Origin of the sequence: Halomonas sp. AOP12-B1-6, assembly GCF_052379225.1 — a bacterium.
GTDB lineage: Bacteria > Pseudomonadota > Gammaproteobacteria > Pseudomonadales > Halomonadaceae > Vreelandella > Vreelandella casei.
Window position 1 is genome coordinate 650,142 of record NZ_JBQSYK010000001.1, and the last position, 17,076, is coordinate 667,217.

A 17,076-nucleotide genomic window follows, 5' to 3' on the forward strand; every position below is an offset into this window, starting at 1 on the left:
ACTCGTAAAGGAATGGCTCGGCATGAGTTCTTAAGTGACTCCTTTTGAGAGTGAAGGCCCTTAATGGCCAAGCAAACAAACGCAAAAGAAATTATGAATACTGTTTTGCCAGCACCTTTGATAAGCACCGCATAGGCGAACTCGTCCGCGAACTTTAATGTAATACATCATACAACTATGAAGATAAGTACCTCACGCTGGGGAAGCAAGCAGAACTCGCGAAATCTAAACCAAAGTAGTAGGCCAAAACTGACAATGATCATTATAGTTAGATATTAACGACCCAATCTGGCCTAAACAGCGCTGGGTTGAATTCATCCGGATAACCACCGGGATTGGCAAGAATCCGAGTGCCGTTACGCAAAATATCGACCGGCTCATGAACGTGCCCATGAATCCATACATCCATTTTGCCCATTAAATGAGGAAGATGAGAGGCAAACGCAGGGGAAAGGTCATCGCCTAAATATTGACCGGGAATGCAGTCGTGAAGCGGTGCATGATGACTGATCACCACCTTGGGGCCATCAAACGGCTGTGCGAGCTCCCCTTCGAGCCAATGACGCGCTTCACTATGCAGCTGGCAGCTTTCTTCAGGCGTAAAAATGCGCTCTGGCGCGGTTTGGACGATGCGAAAATCAGGCATATAGCGTAGTGCTTTAGACAGGGTATCAGCCGGATTTTTTGTTGGATCACCGGCGTAAAGCGCAAAATCGGTCCATAGCGTGGTGCCGTAAAAACGCACGCCGTTCAGCGTAATGCTACGACTATCCAGTAGCTCAATCTCGAGCCGCTCGGCTTCTTCTGCCAGCCCCTCGCGCAGCAATGGCAGGCAGGTATTATAGAACTCGTGATTACCGGGCACGTAGATAATGGGTGTGTTTGGAAAGCTCCGGCGAGCCCAGGCAAGCCCCTCACACTGGCGGTGAATATCGCCCGCCAGGATGACCACGTCAGCCTCAACCTCAGGCAATTCGCGGTATCCATCAAAGTACTCCAAGTGTAAATCAGACAAAATACGCAGGCGCATTGGCTCTCCTCTTACTCGTCACTCAGAGCGAAATTTAGCGCGAAATCTGCTCAACAAATTGGCTTACCAAGCTCACCACATCGGCTTCACATTCACGGTGAGGTACATGATGGATATTTGCCAGTATTTCGCAATGTGCGGGGCCGTTAAGATGGCGCACAATGCTTTCCGGCTGCCGACGAGAACCATACTCATCGTTTGCCCCATGAATGATCAAGCTGGGGCACTTGACGCGCTCAAGCGCAGGCACTAATGACCAGTTTTCAAACGCTGGATTCAGCCATGTTTCTGTCCAGGCATTGAGCACCCAGCGGGCTTTATCGCCGTGGTATTTGGTTAGCTTAGCAAGCTGCTCTGGTGCCTGAAATGCGGCCTGGGCTTCTACGATGCCGCTTCGCGTGCGCTGTTCATTAAAGGCCTGCGCAGAAATAGTGACTAAACCATCGCAATCATCGGCGTAAGCCCCCGCACACTGAACGGCCATACAGCCACCCACGCTGTGCCCCATCGCGATAAAACGCTCTACGCCCAAAGCATCGCGAAGCGCTGCAAACCCTTGGCTGGGTTCATCATCGATAAAACTTAACGGCAGAATATCGTTACGCGCGGCAGATAGGCCAAAACCAACGCGGTCATAGGCAATCACGCGACGCTGGGTGGCGACGCATAGCGCCGCGGAAAAGCTGCGCCATAGCGCAACGCAACCTAAAGAGTCGTGCAGCAAGACGATGGGGCTTTCAGGCATTTGTGTATTACTTGGCTGCCAGGTGCGCGTAAACAGGCGGCCATCGGGCACATCGACCCACTGGTCATGCTGTTCGAAAGAGGATAAGGCTGAGTTCGTCATTAGCAGCTACGTGATTTTTATTAGTTGACGATGAACATAGCACGCCAGCGCGGTGGCTCCAATGATTGCCAATGTGTGCCGGCTAGATTGTCAGGAATGCTTCTTACGCAAAATGCTGCGATGCAGCAAAAAACAGCTATACTAGAGATGTTGTCCCACTAGGAGGGCCACAAAATGACATTTCTAACGTTACACCCTGCGCGCGATAGTGAAGTTCTAGCGTTCTGGAGCTTAAACGCCCAGTGGCATCGTGCCGCCGCCGAAGCACTGACAGCCTATTTAGGTTAATTCAGCTGCTTTTGCTACCCCAAGACCAAAAGATAAACCATGCAGCCGGAATAATTTCCGGCTTTTTTAATTTTATGAAAACCTTTTCCATTCAAAGATATAATAGCGCTAACGCACCTTATGTAAGCCCAGGCTTACATAAAATAGCCGATTACCTACACCGTTTGGACTATCACAAGCCTCTGAAAGTCCTTACTATCGTGACCAATAGCGAAAATGCTGCTGCGCACAATACAGGCTCTATAACAAAATGTTGCATGCATTTCTGTCATGCACCTCTGACTAATGTCCCTTTAAATAAAGGAGTGAACGCCATGCAATATTCAAACGCCCAAGCTCAAACATTAAACGACGATGTCATGGAAGTATGGGCACAGCGCGCAAGGCAGCAGCTAGCTGCCCTTGATGCTATTAAGGATTTCCTGCGCTAAAGCAATTGCTCAAGATCTGTTTCAGACCCCCAGCGCCTCGTATGAACGAGGCGCTTTTTTATAGCCAGTTAGTTTCTGGAGCGTCGGCACTGTCGAGCTGGGCTAGGAAGGTATCTTGTAGAATATACATTCGTTTTACATCGCGATATTTTCCGTTAATAAAGAACTCTTGAACCAGCTTTCCCTCCTCAATAAACCCGCTCTCTTCGTAAAGATGGATTGCTTTGACGTTTTCCACCGCCACAATCAGGTACACCTTATGTAGGTTTAAGATGGTGAAAGAGTAGTGCAGCGCCTGTTGAATTAATGATCGGGCAAAGCCTTTACCCTGATAATCGGGCGCAATGATAATTTGAAACTCACCGCTGCGGTGGATGTAGTCAATCTCAATCAGCTCTACCAAACCAATCGCGTCACTATTGCCATCCTCTGCTACAAATCGTCGTTCAGCGTTGTCGTGAATATGCTTGTTATAAAGCTCCTCTAGCTCGTCAAATGACTCGTAAGGCTCTTCAAACCAGTACGACATAATGCTCTGGTTATTATTTAGCTCATGCACAAAACGCAGGTCGTTGCGCTCCAGTGCGCGTAAATAAAGTGCGTGGCCCATCATTTTCCATCCTTATCGATATCGCTCAATCATGCGCATCTTGAAGCTTGTGTTAAGGGTCGTCTTGCCGCGCAGCTAATTTAGCCAGACGCTGAAACGAAAACAGCGCTTCCAACGGGTGTTCTCTACCCTCTATAAGCGCGCGCAACAACGTTGCGCCAATCATGCTATAGCTTATGCCATTACCGCCATATGCCATGGCAAAGTGTACGCGCGAGCCAAACGCCTCGTGAGGGCCAAAAAAAGGCAGGCCATCCTCCGTTTCAGCAAAAGTGCCGCCCCATGAGAAGGTGGGATTCATATCAAGCCTCGGCCATAGCGCTTCTATCTTACGCGCCAAACCAGCGGCTTTCTCCTCAACCCGAGCATCGCGACGCTTAGGAATATCTTCATCGTCGTCATCACCGCCTACTAATAAGCGGCCGTCACCGGTGCAACGCATATAAAGGTACGGGCGCGCTGACTCCCACACCATCGTGTGGCGTAATGCCCCTAACGCCTCAGGTGCAAGCGGGTCGGTGATAAAAGCGTAGCTGCTGCGATTGATCGCCACTTTCTCAGGTAGCCAGGCCTGTGACTCATACCCCGCCGCCATAATTAAGTGCTGACAGCGCAGCGTAGCCCCGTTAGTAAGCGTTAACGTCACGCCCTGCTCGTCAGGCGACATGGACGCCATTTGCGTGCGGTCGTATACCTCCCCTCCACGCTCGACAACGGCATTAAATAGCCGATAGGCCATACGGTAAGGATCAATACTGGCTGCCAGCTGGGTAAGAATAGCACCAGGCGCTTCAAAGCCGTATTCCGCTAAAATGGCGTCACTGTCCAGCCATGTGGCATCAAATCCGTGCTTTTGGCGCAGCGTCAGCTCCTCTTTGAGGGCTGCCACATCTCCTTCGTGACTGGCATAGTAGAGGCTCTTCTGGCGCTCAAAATCTACGTCGCCTAGCGCCACCGCCAGTGCTTCAATCTCGCCAATCGCTTGAGCACAGGCGCGATAAGCGAGTACTGCATCGGCTTCTCCGTAGCGTTTGGCCAAATCGGTCATGTGCGTATCTATTTCGTATTGTAGCAACGCCGTGCTCGCCGCAGAGCTACCCCACCCCACATCACGCTGCTCAATGACCACCACGTGATGGCCGTGTCGACTAAGCTCATCAGCGATTAAGGCGCCGGTAATACCGCCGCCAATCACCACAACGTCACACGCATGATGGTGGATAAGCTTGGGAAACGCTGTCAGCAGGCCATTTTTGATCGCCCAATAGGGATAGCCACTTTTTAGATCCATCGGGTTGCCTATGCTGGAGAGACTTGCAGTATGCTGTTAACCATAGATGCATCCTTCAAAACGTGCTTGAGAAAACATGCCTAAGTAACTGCCACCACAAAAAAAGGAGAGGCGCATGATTGATTTACGCAGTGATACGGTGACACGCCCAACGACCGCTATGAAAGAGGCCATGATGGCGGCTCCGGTGGGCGATGACGTGTGGGGCGATGACCCAACAGTCAACGCCTTTCAAGCAACTCTAGCCGAGCTGGCTGGGGCAGAGGCCGCCCTGCTATTTCCTAGCGGCACGCAAAGTAACCTCGTCGGGTTAATGGCGCACTGCGAACGCGGCGATGAGTATATCGTGGGGCAGTCAGCCCATACCTATCGCTATGAAGGCGGGGGTGCCGCGGTCTTAGGCAGCATTCAACCCCAGCCGATTGAGAATGCCTCCGACGGAACGCTGCCACTTGAGAAAATAAGCGCGGCCATCAAGGCTGATGATTTTCACTTTGCGCGCAGTAAACTTCTGGCCTTGGAAAACACGATGGCCGGCAAAGTGCTATCGGCAGATTACGTCATTGCAGCAACGAATTTGGCGCGTGAACGCGGGCTGGCGACACACTTAGACGGCGCACGACTGTTTAATGCTGCCGTCGCCACGAACACCTCACTGAAGCAGCTCTGCCAGCCCTTCGACAGCGTCTCTCTATGCTTTTCAAAAGGCCTTGGCGCGCCGATGGGTTCAGCCTTGATCGGCTCAAAGGCGTTAATCGATAAGGCACGCCGTTTACGCAAAATGGTCGGTGGCGGCATGCGCCAAACAGGCATTATCGCCGCCGCCTGCCAATATGCGCTAGACCATCACGTGGCTGATTTAAGTCATGATCATCGCCGCGCCGCAGGCCTAGCGGAAGGCCTAGCGCAACTGCCCGGCGTTGAAATCACTTCCCAGGCTACCAACATGGTATTCGCACGCTTCCCTGATGCTCATATCCAGCCACTTTCCGCCTGGCTCAAAGAACATGGCGTGCTTATTGAGATGCTTTACGCCACGCGCTTCGTTGTCCATCGCGATATCAACGATGCGGATATTGATAAGGTCATTGCGGTCATGAAAGCCTACTTTAGCCAGCACTAAATAGCATCTCGTGGGGCTAGCGTGTGATAAAGCACTACAGCCGCCGCAGCCCCCACATAAAGTATGCGCCGCCAATCAGGGATGCAACCAAGCCCGCCGGTATCTCATAGGGAAAAATTAGCTGACGGCCTATCCAGTCGGCCAGCACCATCAACAGCATACCGATCAACGCAGCGCCCAACAGGTGCTGCCCTGCTCGTGAGAAGCCGACTAAACGCGCCATATGTGGCGCCAGCAGGCCAATAAACGAAAGCGGCCCCACCACCAGCGTCGCGCAAGCAGTGAGCAGTGCCACCAGTAGCAACAGCGCCAAGCGAGCACGATTAAGCGTTACTCCTAACGCGCGCGCCGTTGGTGCACCCAAGGGCATGATATCCAGCCAGCGGGTAAACGGCAGCGTGACCAGCGCCAATACGGCCGCAATGCCGCCCACCACGACAGCATTGGTGATATCCACGTAATAGGTAGAGCCCGCCAGCCAAGCAATCACCTGCTGGCCACGCGGGTCACCGCCTGCCAGCATCACGCTACGCACTGCATCAAACAGCGCACTGACCGCCACCCCGGTGAGCAGCAAACGCTCGGGTAGATAACCGCTCTTGCGGTTGATACCCACCAACACCAGCAGCGTCGCGAAAGCGCCTAGGGTGCCCACACCAATCAGCATCATATTGGTGGGTGCAGGCAGCAGGAAAATCCCCAGAATCAGCGCAATGGCACAACCACCGCTAATACCCAAGACTTCAGGGCTGGCCATGGGGTTGGCCGAAAGACGCTGGAGAATCGTCCCGGCAATCGCCAGCATCAAGCCGCTGGCCGCTGCCGCCATCACTCGCGGCAGGCGCCACTGCATCACGTTCCAGTTATCCGGCGACAGCCAATACCAGCCGTCTACGCCCTGGCCAAACAGCAAGCCAAGAACCGTTGCCCCTAGTAACGCGAGCAGTAATCCGGTAGCTAAGCGTGACGGCGCAGGGTGACGGTGGGCGAAAACACCGGCCCCTTTCGGTGGCTGGTCGCCCTGTAGTTTCAGGCGAGGAATCAGCCACATTAACAGCGGCGCCCCTAGGGCACCGGTAATCGCTCCAGTAGGAATAAAGGCCGTCATCATGCCACCGAATTGCTGCAGCAGCAGATCAGTGGTGGCCAACAGCACTGCGCCCAATAGCGCCGACCAGATTAGCCGCGGCCCTAAGCGGCGCGCACCGGCCATGCGCACAATATTGGGCGCTGCCAAGCCAATAAAACCAATGATGCCCACCACGCTGACAATGCTGCCGGTAATAAATACTGCCAGTCCCATTCCAGCAAAGCGCAGATAGGTCAGCGAAACCCCTAAGCTCTTGGCGCTGGCGTCATCCAGCTCCAGCACTGCCAGAGGGCGCAGCAGAAACCACGCGGCAACACAGCTAATCGCCAGCCGTGGCCAGAGCACCGCCACCCCGTCCCAACCGTTTTGCGCCAGCGACCCCGCGCCCCAAATCAGCAGCCCCGAGAGCGCCTCGTGATTAAACAGCAACAACGCGGTGGAGAGTGCCCCCAGATACAGATTGACCACCAAACCCGCCAACACCACCACGATCGGCGCCAGCCCGCGCCGCCAGGAGAGCAGGAAAACCAATCCAACCGCCAGCGCACCGCCTAATAAGGCGACCCATTCGCGCCCGGCGACAAGCAGCCCCGGCGCCAGCAAGGTGGCGGTCATCAGCGCCAGGTTAGCGCCCGATGCCACCCCCAGGGTGGTGGGCGAAGCCAACGGATTGCGCAGGACCTGCTGCATGAGCACGCCTGCCACTCCCAAGCCACCCCCGGCGAGCAGGGCGACCGAAAGGCGCGGCCACCAGGCATAGTAGAGCAGCAGCTCGTCAACGTTCTCAAAAGAGGGCGCCACTAACGCCTGCAGGCCCAGCGCAAAACCGCCTTGGCCCTCTAGCCCGACCCAAAACAGCACCACCATCGGCAGGCTAAGCAATAGGCAGGCTTTCGCAGGCGACATGCCTCCCACTCGTTGGGAAAATTGTGCAGCGCCTAGCATAGCGAGCTGCCTTTTGTGATCGCCGAGCAGTTCGCCACATAGGACGTGATAGGCAGCAGAGTCATTGTCCAAGCCTTAATCGTTCTGGAGGTTAATAGTTAAATTATTGACAATGATTCTAAATGATAATAATTAGCACTACAATTGACACCTTGATCGATGAATAAATAATGGAGCCCACTATGGCCGCCAAACCGAGCTACCAGCTTTTCGATATCAAACTCGCCCGCCGTACCCAAGTCAGCGCCTCGCTTGTAAGGTTTACCTTTACTGGCCCAGGTATTGGCCAAATGGCGACTTACGCCCCGGATCAGCGCGTCAAGCTGTTCTTTCCTGAAGACGGTGGCAGTCTCGACCAGCTGTTTGAGATCGCCAAGCTGGAAGAGCACGACTGGTACGGTGCCTACCGCGCCCTACCGGATGCCCAGCGGCCATCTGCGCGTACCTATACCATTCGCGCCCTACGCTCAGAAAAAGCCGAGGTGGACGTGGAGTTCGTACTTCACGGCGACAATGGCCCCGCCTCGCGCTGGGCAATGCGAGCCCAACCAGGCGACCGCCTGGCGATGACAGCCCCGGACGCCAATGCGGAAGGCCCAAAACTAGGTTACGAATGGAAACCGCCCCAAGGCGTGCGCCGTATCCTGATTATCGCCGATGAAACCGCCCTTCCTGCCGCGGCCGGCATCTTGGAAACTCTCGATGACCTGCCCCTTAAACCCAAGGTCGAAGCGCTGTTCGAAGTACCTCGCGGCGACGATGTTCAGCCGCTGCCTCAAGCCGCCAGGCTACGCTGGCTGGCTCGCGATACCGAGCCCGGCTGTCAACACGGTGAAATGCTGCTGAGGGCAGTGCGCGACATTGATTTGCATAAGGAAATTCAAGCGCTAGGCGGCTTTCCCACGACAGCCACTACCCACGATGCAAGCGACGATGAGGAAGGCCCTCTCTGGGAACCCGCCATCTTGGACGACAGCGCCCCCTTCTACGCCTGGATCGCCGCTGAAACCAAGGTCGCCATGAAGCTGCGCCGCTACTTGGTTAACGAGTGCGGGCTACCCAAACAGTACGTCACCAGCATGGGCTACTGGCGCATGGGCAAGGCCAATGGTTAAAGTCATGGCAAACAGCACCGCACTAAACAGTGATCACACCAGCATGCCAGCTCAAACGCCTATTGGCTGGCGAGACAGCTCCAACCACTACGGGCGCATAAGCCGTGCGTTGCACTGGCTCACCGCCGCACTGGTCACACTGCAATTTACCGTGGTGCTGGCTTGGCGGGGAATGGGCGAAAACGCTATCACGCTGTTGTTGGCGAGCATCGGGCCTCACGGCTCGTTAGGTTTTATGCTCCTGATCGTGACTCTGGCGCGCCTTGGCTGGGCATGGATAAATCGCAAGCAACGCCCGCCCCGCCCGCCGGGGCTAGGTGGCCGCATAGCGCGGCTCGTACATATCACCTTTTATGGGCTGTTGTTGTGGCTACCCGCTTTCGCCATTCTGCGCCAGTATGGCCGCGGCGGTGCGCTGCGCTTTTATGGCATGGAGCTACTGCCCGAAGCAGAACGCGAGATCACCTGGATGATCGCCCCCGCCGAGCTCCTTCACGGCCCGCTCTCGTGGCTGCTATGCGGATTAGTCATCGGCCATATCGCCATGGCGCTGGTTCACCGCTTCTGGTTCAAGGACAAGGTGTTGGAGCGCATGATGGGATCAAGAGACCGGTGAGGGCTCCGCCAGAGGCTCTTCGGCAGTCTCAGACTCAGCAGCCAACAGCTTGCCGCTCTCCAGCCTCACCAATCGATCCGCGAGGTGGAAGTAGCGGTCATCGTGGGTGATGACCAGTACCGCTTTGCCCATGCGTTTTAGCTCGGGCAACACCTCGCAATAGAACACCTCTTTGAATAGCGGATCCTGGTCTGCCGCCCACTCGTCAAACACCAAAAACGGGCGATCTTCAAGGTAGGCCACTACCAGCGCCAAGCGCTTACGCTGCCCCTGGGAGAGCGCCTGAGTAGTGAACGCACCGTTCTCAACCCGCACCTTGTGCTGCAGATGCAGCTTGGCCAGCAGTCGGTTGCCCTCTTCGTCGAGATCTTCCCGCGGCGCTTCCAACAGGCGCTCAAAGAGATGGAAGTCCGAGAACACCACCGAGAAGAGCTGCCGGTAGGCATCCCAGCCATCCGCTTCGACGCGCTCGCCGTTGAGCAACACCTCGCCACCTTCCGGCGGATAAAGCCCCACCACTACTTTGGCCAGCGTGGTCTTGCCGCTGCCGTTGCCCCCCACCAGAAACACCACTTCCCCCGGCGTAAAGCTCAAATTAATCGGCCTCAGCTCAAAAAAGTCATCGCTCTGCTCGTGGTAGTACTGGTGGGTAACGCCGTGCAATTCAAGCCGTTGAAAATCAGGCGTCTGAGATGACGCCTGCCTCTCCTGCCCCTGGGGCATCTCGCGGGTGATGTCATCAATTCGGCTAGCGGCTACCCGCGCCATATTGATCCGCGGAATATTGATCAACAACCCTTCCAGGGGCGTCACCATAAACACAAACACCAGGGCAAAGCCGGTCATTACCTGGGTTTGATTAGGCCCATCGCCCGCCAATACAAACAGCACCAGGCCGATGAAGGCGTACATAAGGAACTGCCCCCAACTGGTCGAGATCACGAACAGCGACATGCCACAGGTGCGCAGCCGCCGCACGCCTTCAACCGACTCCCCCAGTATCTGATCCATAAAAACCCGACTCTTGCGCTGATGCAGGCGCAACTCTTTTGCCCCATCGGTCAGCGCGCGGAAATGACCAAACAAGCGATCCTGCTCTGACGAGGCACTCTGGAGGTAGTTAATAGCGCGTAAGTGCACCAAGTGGTAACCAACCGCCCCAAGCCCAATCACCCCCAGTGCAAACAAAAACACCTGCCATGAGAGCATCGCCAAGTAGCCCAAGCACCCCACCACGATGACCGTATTGGTCAAAATAACCGGCAAGCTAACGAACAGGATCGCCACATTGTTGCTGTGCTCGGTAAGCGCCGACTGGATCCGCGCACTGCCCACACGCTCGAAATGAGCAAAAGGGGTCTCGGCCACGCACTGGGCAACAAAACGGCGTAACTCGGCCAGCGCCCGCTGCCCCAACCGCTCAAACAGCGCCGTCGACACCATCCGACAGGCCATCAGGGCCACGGCAATGACCGCAAAAGCCCAGGCCGCACTAGCGCGGCTGGCGGCATCGCTGGTCAACGCTGCATTGATTTGGGCAATCAGCAGCACGCTGAAAAGCCCCGAAAGAATACTGGCCAGGGCAGCGGCGGTCATCAGCCCACGGGTTCGACGAAACAGATAGGAAAGCACATTCACCTCGTTGCAAAGCGATTGGAAAGCGATTGAAAACCGACACCTATCTCTAATGACGAACCGCGCACGCAAAAAGTTAACCAACATTCTTGTAAACAAGCCTCATTCTCATTCGTCCTTAGATAAAGAAGTCAGTACCGCCGCCCTCCGGTGGGGTGATTTTTACGGCTGTTTTTTCTTCGCTTTTTCGATTCGTTTTTGTGATTCGTTCTTATTGATAGGAGCTAAGCGGTGTCCAGTTCTGTCCAGGCACAAACACAGGTACATGTATCCTCTGAAAGCCACACGGCGGCGGCCCCGCTGCTCTCACGCCCAGAGGGTTACACCTATCAAGTCACCGGTAATGCCAACACACAGTCACTTCTCGTAAAGGGTGATCATGAGCACCTTGAGTGGTCATTGGTGGACGATAACCATACCTTGACGCTGCGTTGGCCGAAGCGCTCGGCACCGCCCTTACCGGTGCTGCTTGCTGCTATCGAAGGGGCTTTTAACGTTTACCCAGGTACTGTAGCCCTTCGTTTGCAGCTCCCCACGGTTTTACACCCCACTCTGTGTGCCAACGGTATCGCGGTTAAAGATCGCCATGGAGAACTCTGGGCCTACGCGGAGCTATTTTGGCAGTTGCCAACCCTTTGGCTCACCTCCCCCTCCATGCACGCCTACCCTCAGCAACCCATCCTGGAGAACGAAAAGCGACATCCACGCCGCCCACCGCGCCCCAGTGGCACGGTCTATCAGCGCCATATTGCCTGGCTGGATGCCACATTAAGCTTTCGAGTGCTTGACCTGGAACTTGATCTGGAGCGCTTCAACCGCTGGATGAACGACCCGGTCGTCGCCCATTTTTGGGAAGAGCAGGGTGATTTGGAACAGCATCGCGAGCGGCTGGAGAGCACGCTCCAGAACCCCAGCGTTGTACCTCTGATCGGCTGTATCAACGGAGAGCCCTTCGGTTATTTCGAGACCTACTGGGCCAAGGAGGATCGCATCGGCGCTTATTACGACGTTGGTGACTTTGACCGTGGCTGGCACGTGCTGATCGGCGAAGCCGCTTTTCGCGGGCGGCCCTATGTCGCCGCTTGGCTGCCCTCTATCTCTCACTACCTGTTCCTGGACGACTGCCGCACCCAACGCCTGGTGATCGAGCCCCGCGTGGATAACGCCAAGATGCTGCGCAACCTTGCCCAGTGCGGTTATGCCCATGTGAAGGCGTTCGATTTCCCCCATAAGCGGGCCATGCTCGGCATGCAGCTACGCGAACACTTTTTTAACGAGCGCAGTTGGATACCGCTGGCTCCGCACCTTGGGTCAGCGCCACGACCCGACCCACGCTTCACCCCATAAACACGTCAGCCACGAGGACTCTTATGCATATTCATGATTTGATCGGCATCGGCTTCGGCCCCTCCAATATTGCCCTGGCCATTGCGCTCGACGAGCAACGCCAAGCAGGGCAAGCGCGGGATGCCGTCTTTATTGAACGCCAGCCCAGCTTTGCCTGGCACCCGCATATGCTGCTGGAAAATGCCCATATGCAGATCTCTTTTCTCAAAGACCTGGTCACGCCGCGTAACCCAGGCAGCCGTTTCAGCTTCCTCAATTATCTTCACAGCAAAGGCCGCCTGCAGGACTTTATCAACCTGCAAACCTTCTTCCCCAGCCGCCACGAGTTCAATGATTACCTAAGCTGGACCGCCAGCCACTTTGAACACCAGTGCGCCTATGGAGAGGATGTGTTTGAAGTACTGCCCGAAACTGAAAACGACGAGGTCGCCTACCTCCGCGTTCGTTCACGGGATGAGAACGGCGCGGTGCAGGAAAGACTCACCCGTTCATTAGTGATAAGTGTAGGCGGCGCGCCCAATGTGCCTGAATGCTTCTCTGGGCTAAAAGAAGACCCACGGGTCTTCCACTCCAGCCACTATCTTCGGGAGCTAGCCAAACAAGACGCCCCCAAACGCATCGCCGTGATCGGTGCGGGCCAGAGCGCCGCTGAGATATTCCTGGATCTGCACGGCCGTGAAGGCATTCAGGTGGACCTTATTAGCCGGGCATGGGCCTTTAAACCCTCGGACGATAGCCCCTTCGTCAACGAGATTTTCAACCCCGAATACACCGACTACGTGTTCAACAACCCCACCGGCCAGAGGGAAGCGCTGCTGCAGGAGTACAAAAGCACCAACTACTCAGCCCCTGACTTGGCGCTGATTCAGGAGATTTACGATGTGTTCTATCAGCAAAAAGTAACCGGCCTAGTCCGTCACCGCTTCCGCCGCCGCCATGAGGTCATTGGCAGCGAAGCAACTACTGAAGGCGTTGAGCTACTGGTGCGCGATTTGGAGAGCGGCCATACCGAGTCCACCCGTTACGACGCAGTGGTATTAGCCACCGGCTATGTACGCGACACCCATAAACGGCTGCTGGCCCCCGTTGCGGGCTACCTGCCAGATTTTGCCGTCAACCGCCACTATCAGCTCTACACCAAGCCTGCGTTCAAACCGGCTATTTTCCTGCAAGGCAGCTGCGAACCCACCCATGGTTTAAGCGACACCCTGCTGTCGATTTTGGCGGCGCGGACAAGTGAGATTTGCGAAGAACTGAATGAGGCACTGCCAACAGTCCATTCCGGCGTATCAACTCCCTCTCTCGTAGGCGCGGACTAACCAAGCACTATCGACGCATGGCCGCTCTCTCGGAGCGGCCCCTAATATCGAGACTTACGCCCATTATGCCCTTACATTCTGATGTCGCCGCTTTCTTAGACCTGGTTGCCGATAGCGGCAACCCACCTTTCCACACTCTCTCACCAGAACAAGCACGCGCTGCCTACGAGGCATCATCACAGATGCTTGATGAGCCAATATCTAACGATGCAACGTCACTGAGCATCACCTGTCGAGATGGCCACCCTCTTGAACTGCGCCGCTACCAAGGCGAGCAGCCTTTAGCGCCCACTCTGCTCTACTTCCATGGTGGCGGCTATCTACTGGGCAGCCTGGACTCCCACGATTCGCTCTGCCAAAGCATCGCTCAAGCAACTGGCTACACAGTGCTGGCTGTCGACTATCGCCTAGCCCCCGAGCACAAGTTTCCGACAGCGTTTCACGATGCTGAAGATGCCTACTGCTGGCTGCTGAAGCATGGTGAAGAGATGGGGCTCGATACCTCACGCATTGCCGTGGGTGGTGACAGTGTTGGCGGCACCCTCGCCACAGCTCTTTGCATATCAGCACGAGACAATGGTTGGCCCCCGCCGCGCTGCCAGATCCTGCTCTACCCTTGTACCAGTGCCTGGCAGGAGAGCGAGTCTCACCGCCGATACGCACAAGGCTACCTGCTGGAAGCAGACACCCTGCAGTGGATGTTTGGCCACTACCTAAATAGCGATGAGGAACGTCACGACTGGCGTTTTGCGCCGTTGGAGGCTGCGGATCTCAAAAACTTACCACCTGCCTTCATCGCCCTGGCCGAACACGATCTCCTAGTCGACGAAGGCATCGCCTACGTGAACCGCTTACAGGAAGCGAATGTGGATACCCAACTGACCATATACCACGGCATGGTGCACGACTTCGCACGCCTGGGCAGCATTACGCCTGATGCCACCGGTCAGGTGCGTGGGGATATCGCCAAGGCGCTACGGCAGCATTTTACGAGCCCTCCCGCACAGTAGATATGGCTGCCAGCCTATGGGGCATTCATATGACACCGCTTACTACGCGTACCATTTTGAGCAACAGAGTGTTGCAAGACAGTACAAACCCAGAACATAATACTAATAATAACAATTATCATTAACGCATAAATATCATTCAAGGGGATTACTATGCAGCAACTTCGTACCGGCCTGCGCAGGCAACTGATCACCGTGGCCATTGCCAATGCCTGCGCGGCAATGCTATTCGCGGCACCGGCTGCTCTCGCTCAAGGCACTGATCTACAGCCTAATGAAAGCAGCGACACAAGCACCACACTGCCTACCCTGCAAGTAACCGAAAGCCGTATTTATGAAGAAGCAACGGGGCCTGTACAAGGTATTGCGGCCACCCGCAGCGCAACAGGCACCAAAACCGATACACCGATTATTGAAACGCCGCAGTCTATCTCGGTAGTTAGCAGTGAGGAGTTTAAAAACTACGGGGCTCGGAACTTCACTGAAGCGCTGGGCTATACTGCTGGCATCTCCAGGTTCGAAGGAGCCGATCGAACCACAGAAGGGTTAAGAATTCGCGGTTTTCGCAACACGACAACCTACCGAGATGGCAGCAAATACCAAGCAAACGTGTATGACGGTCAGCAAGAACTCTATGGTCTGGAACGGCTGGAAGTACTTAAAGGCCCCTCATCAATCTTGTATGGCGTGGCTGCCCCGGGTGGCATTCTTAACGCTGTTAGTAAACGCCCCACCAGCACTCCACTACGCGAAGTTAATATCGAGGCAGGCAGTTTCGACCGACGTCAAATATCTGCGGACTTCTCCGATTCATTGGATGAAGATGGCGTATTGTCATACCGTATTACCATGCTGCATCGGGACAGTGACAGCTTCGTCGACCACGTACCGGATGATCGCACCTATATCGCGCCAGCTTTAAAATGGCAGCCGAGCGAGACTACTTCACTCACCCTACTGAGTGAATATCAGCGCGACGAAACGGCTTATGTGTATGGACTACCCACCAGCGGCACCATTCTTTCTAACCCGAATGGGGACATTCCTCGGGAGCGATTCGCTGGAGAGCCTGACTTCGATGAGTATGATAACGAGCGTTACTCGATCGGATATTTACTTGAGCACGATTTCTCTAATAGCCTCCACCTCAGCCATAGCCTCCGCACCTTCCGATCTGAGCGAGACTTTCCTCAGATAGGTCTTGGCCAAAGTAACGATCAACGAGTCTATATGAGAACCGCTTTAGATCGCCATGATGACTCTAGAGCGCTCACCTCAGACACATCTTTACAGTATAATTGGGATATGGGTGATACCGCTAACACCAGCCTGATAGGTATTGATTATCATCGTCAACGCCATGATGTGTCGCGTCATTTCCGTGCGTCAGCCCCGCCGCTAGATGTGTTTGACCCCATTTATGGCGCTGAGGAAATCAGCAGCGAACGAATACCTGGACCATCTAGTAGACAACGCAGTGAACAGATTGGCCTGTATGCTCAAAATCAGATGAAAATCGCTGACAAATGGGTGCTCATGCTGGGTGGACGTCAGGACTGGACTGAGTCTGAGAGCTCACCCTACTTTGGCCCCACAGAGTGGAGCAGTGAAACGGAAAATGCTTTCACTGGACGCGTGGGGGGTGTCTATCTTGCCGATAATGGTTTGGCGCCCTTTATCAGCTATAGCCAGTCGTTTGAACCGACCAGTGGTACTGACCGTAATGGCAATAGGTTTGACCCCACGCGAGGCGAACAATATGAATTAGGCGTCCGCTTTCAGCCAGATAGCTGGGATACCATGCTCACCGCCACCGCTTACGAGCTGACACAGGAAAACGTCAGCGTCACCGATCCGGTGGATACCAGCTTCCAGACACAGATAGGGGAAGTACGTTCACGTGGTGTCGAATTGGAAGCGAAGACGGCAATAGGCCCCAATGCCAACTTGGTAGCCGCCTACACCTACACAGATGCGCGTACAACGAAAAGCAGCCCCGTTACGCCAGATCAGGTGGGCAGGAGAACAGCTAATACGCCCTATAATCAGTTCTCTTTATGGGGCGACTACCGTTTTGGCGATTTCGGCCTACCAGGGCTGAAAGTAGGAGGTGGCGTTCGCTACGTAGGCCCAACCCGGACGACTTGGGTAGAGGGAGAAGTGCCGTCGATTACACTTGTCGATACGCGAGTGAGTTATGAAACTGGATCTTGGGTATATGCAGTGAATGCCACCAATCTCACTGATAAGACCTATATTGAGTCTTGCACTTATGGATGCTTCTATGGCGAACCGAGAAGCATCATAGGCTCAATCAGTTATCAATGGTAACGTCATTACCAATAGAGGCAATGGCAGGCGGCATCACCGCCTGCCATT

13 protein-coding genes are annotated in these 17,076 nt (G+C 55.0%); 7 read left to right on the forward strand and 6 right to left on the reverse strand.

The window, feature by feature from the left end:
- Positions 1-268: 268 nt before the first annotated feature.
- From ACT3TR_RS02975 to ACT3TR_RS02990, 4 genes are all read right to left on the reverse strand, one after another.
- Complete coding sequence (locus ACT3TR_RS02975) at positions 269-1,030, reverse strand: metallophosphoesterase (protein WP_096281808.1); 762 nt, start codon at positions 1,028-1,030, stop codon at positions 269-271.
- 34 nt (positions 1,031-1,064) lie between these two features.
- Positions 1,065-1,877, reverse strand: a complete 813-nt coding sequence (locus ACT3TR_RS02980) for an alpha/beta fold hydrolase (RefSeq protein ID WP_096281810.1) — start codon at positions 1,875-1,877, stop codon at positions 1,065-1,067.
- Positions 1,878-2,654: 777 nt separating this feature from the next.
- A complete protein-coding gene (gene speG / locus ACT3TR_RS02985) occupies positions 2,655-3,206 on the reverse strand; it encodes a spermidine N1-acetyltransferase (RefSeq protein ID WP_096282418.1) in 552 nt (183 codons plus the stop codon).
- Positions 3,207-3,258: 52 nt separating this feature from the next.
- Positions 3,259-4,497 carry an NAD(P)/FAD-dependent oxidoreductase gene (locus ACT3TR_RS02990; RefSeq protein WP_441686589.1) on the reverse strand — a complete coding sequence of 413 codons (1,239 nt, stop codon included), beginning with the start codon at positions 4,495-4,497 and terminating at the stop codon, positions 3,259-3,261.
- A gap of 115 nt (positions 4,498-4,612) precedes the next feature.
- Here ACT3TR_RS02990 and ltaE point away from each other — a divergent pair, with 115 nt between their 5' ends.
- Positions 4,613-5,620 (forward strand): low-specificity L-threonine aldolase, encoded by a 1,008-nt coding sequence (ltaE, locus tag ACT3TR_RS02995; protein ID WP_444624546.1) that lies wholly within the window; start codon positions 4,613-4,615, stop codon positions 5,618-5,620.
- Positions 5,621-5,654: 34 nt separating this feature from the next.
- Here ltaE and fhuB read toward each other — a convergent pair whose 3' ends face one another.
- A complete protein-coding gene (gene fhuB / locus ACT3TR_RS03000) occupies positions 5,655-7,655 on the reverse strand; it encodes a Fe(3+)-hydroxamate ABC transporter permease FhuB (protein WP_193063500.1) in 2,001 nt (666 codons plus the stop codon).
- Between the two features lie 182 nt (positions 7,656-7,837).
- Here fhuB and ACT3TR_RS03005 point away from each other — a divergent pair, with 182 nt between their 5' ends.
- Together ACT3TR_RS03005 and ACT3TR_RS03010 are read left to right on the forward strand one after the other, a co-directional pair.
- The gene (locus ACT3TR_RS03005; protein ID WP_444624545.1) at positions 7,838-8,770 is read left to right on the forward strand and encodes a siderophore-interacting protein; all 933 of its coding nucleotides are present in this window, start codon (positions 7,838-7,840) and stop codon (positions 8,768-8,770) included.
- A gap of 4 nt (positions 8,771-8,774) precedes the next feature.
- On the forward strand, positions 8,775-9,386 hold the full coding sequence (locus tag ACT3TR_RS03010; RefSeq protein WP_226938637.1) for a cytochrome b: 612 nt from the start codon (positions 8,775-8,777) through the stop codon (positions 9,384-9,386).
- Here the strand turns inward: ACT3TR_RS03010 and ACT3TR_RS03015 are convergent.
- Positions 9,372-11,018 carry a cyclic peptide export ABC transporter gene (locus tag ACT3TR_RS03015; RefSeq protein WP_444624544.1) on the reverse strand — a complete coding sequence of 549 codons (1,647 nt, stop codon included), beginning with the start codon at positions 11,016-11,018 and terminating at the stop codon, positions 9,372-9,374. The two genes, ACT3TR_RS03010 and ACT3TR_RS03015, sit on opposite strands and share 15 nt — an antisense overlap.
- 234 nt (positions 11,019-11,252) lie before the next feature.
- Between ACT3TR_RS03015 and ACT3TR_RS03020 the strand changes: the two genes are divergently transcribed.
- The 4 genes from ACT3TR_RS03020 (at position 11,253) to ACT3TR_RS03035 (ending at position 17,028) form a co-directional block, all read left to right on the forward strand.
- Complete coding sequence (locus ACT3TR_RS03020; RefSeq protein ID WP_319022231.1) at positions 11,253-12,368, forward strand: GNAT family N-acetyltransferase; 1,116 nt, start codon at positions 11,253-11,255, stop codon at positions 12,366-12,368.
- Positions 12,369-12,391: 23 nt separating this feature from the next.
- Positions 12,392-13,687: a lysine N(6)-hydroxylase/L-ornithine N(5)-oxygenase family protein gene (locus tag ACT3TR_RS03025; RefSeq protein ID WP_193063494.1), complete on the forward strand. Its 1,296-nt coding sequence runs from the start codon at positions 12,392-12,394 to the stop codon at positions 13,685-13,687.
- 65 nt (positions 13,688-13,752) lie between these two features.
- The gene (locus ACT3TR_RS03030; protein ID WP_441686531.1) at positions 13,753-14,697 is read left to right on the forward strand and encodes an alpha/beta hydrolase; all 945 of its coding nucleotides are present in this window, start codon (positions 13,753-13,755) and stop codon (positions 14,695-14,697) included.
- 153 nt (positions 14,698-14,850) lie between these two features.
- Positions 14,851-17,028 (forward strand): TonB-dependent siderophore receptor, encoded by a 2,178-nt coding sequence (locus tag ACT3TR_RS03035; protein ID WP_193063489.1) that lies wholly within the window; start codon positions 14,851-14,853, stop codon positions 17,026-17,028.
- Positions 17,029-17,076 lie beyond the last annotated feature (48 nt).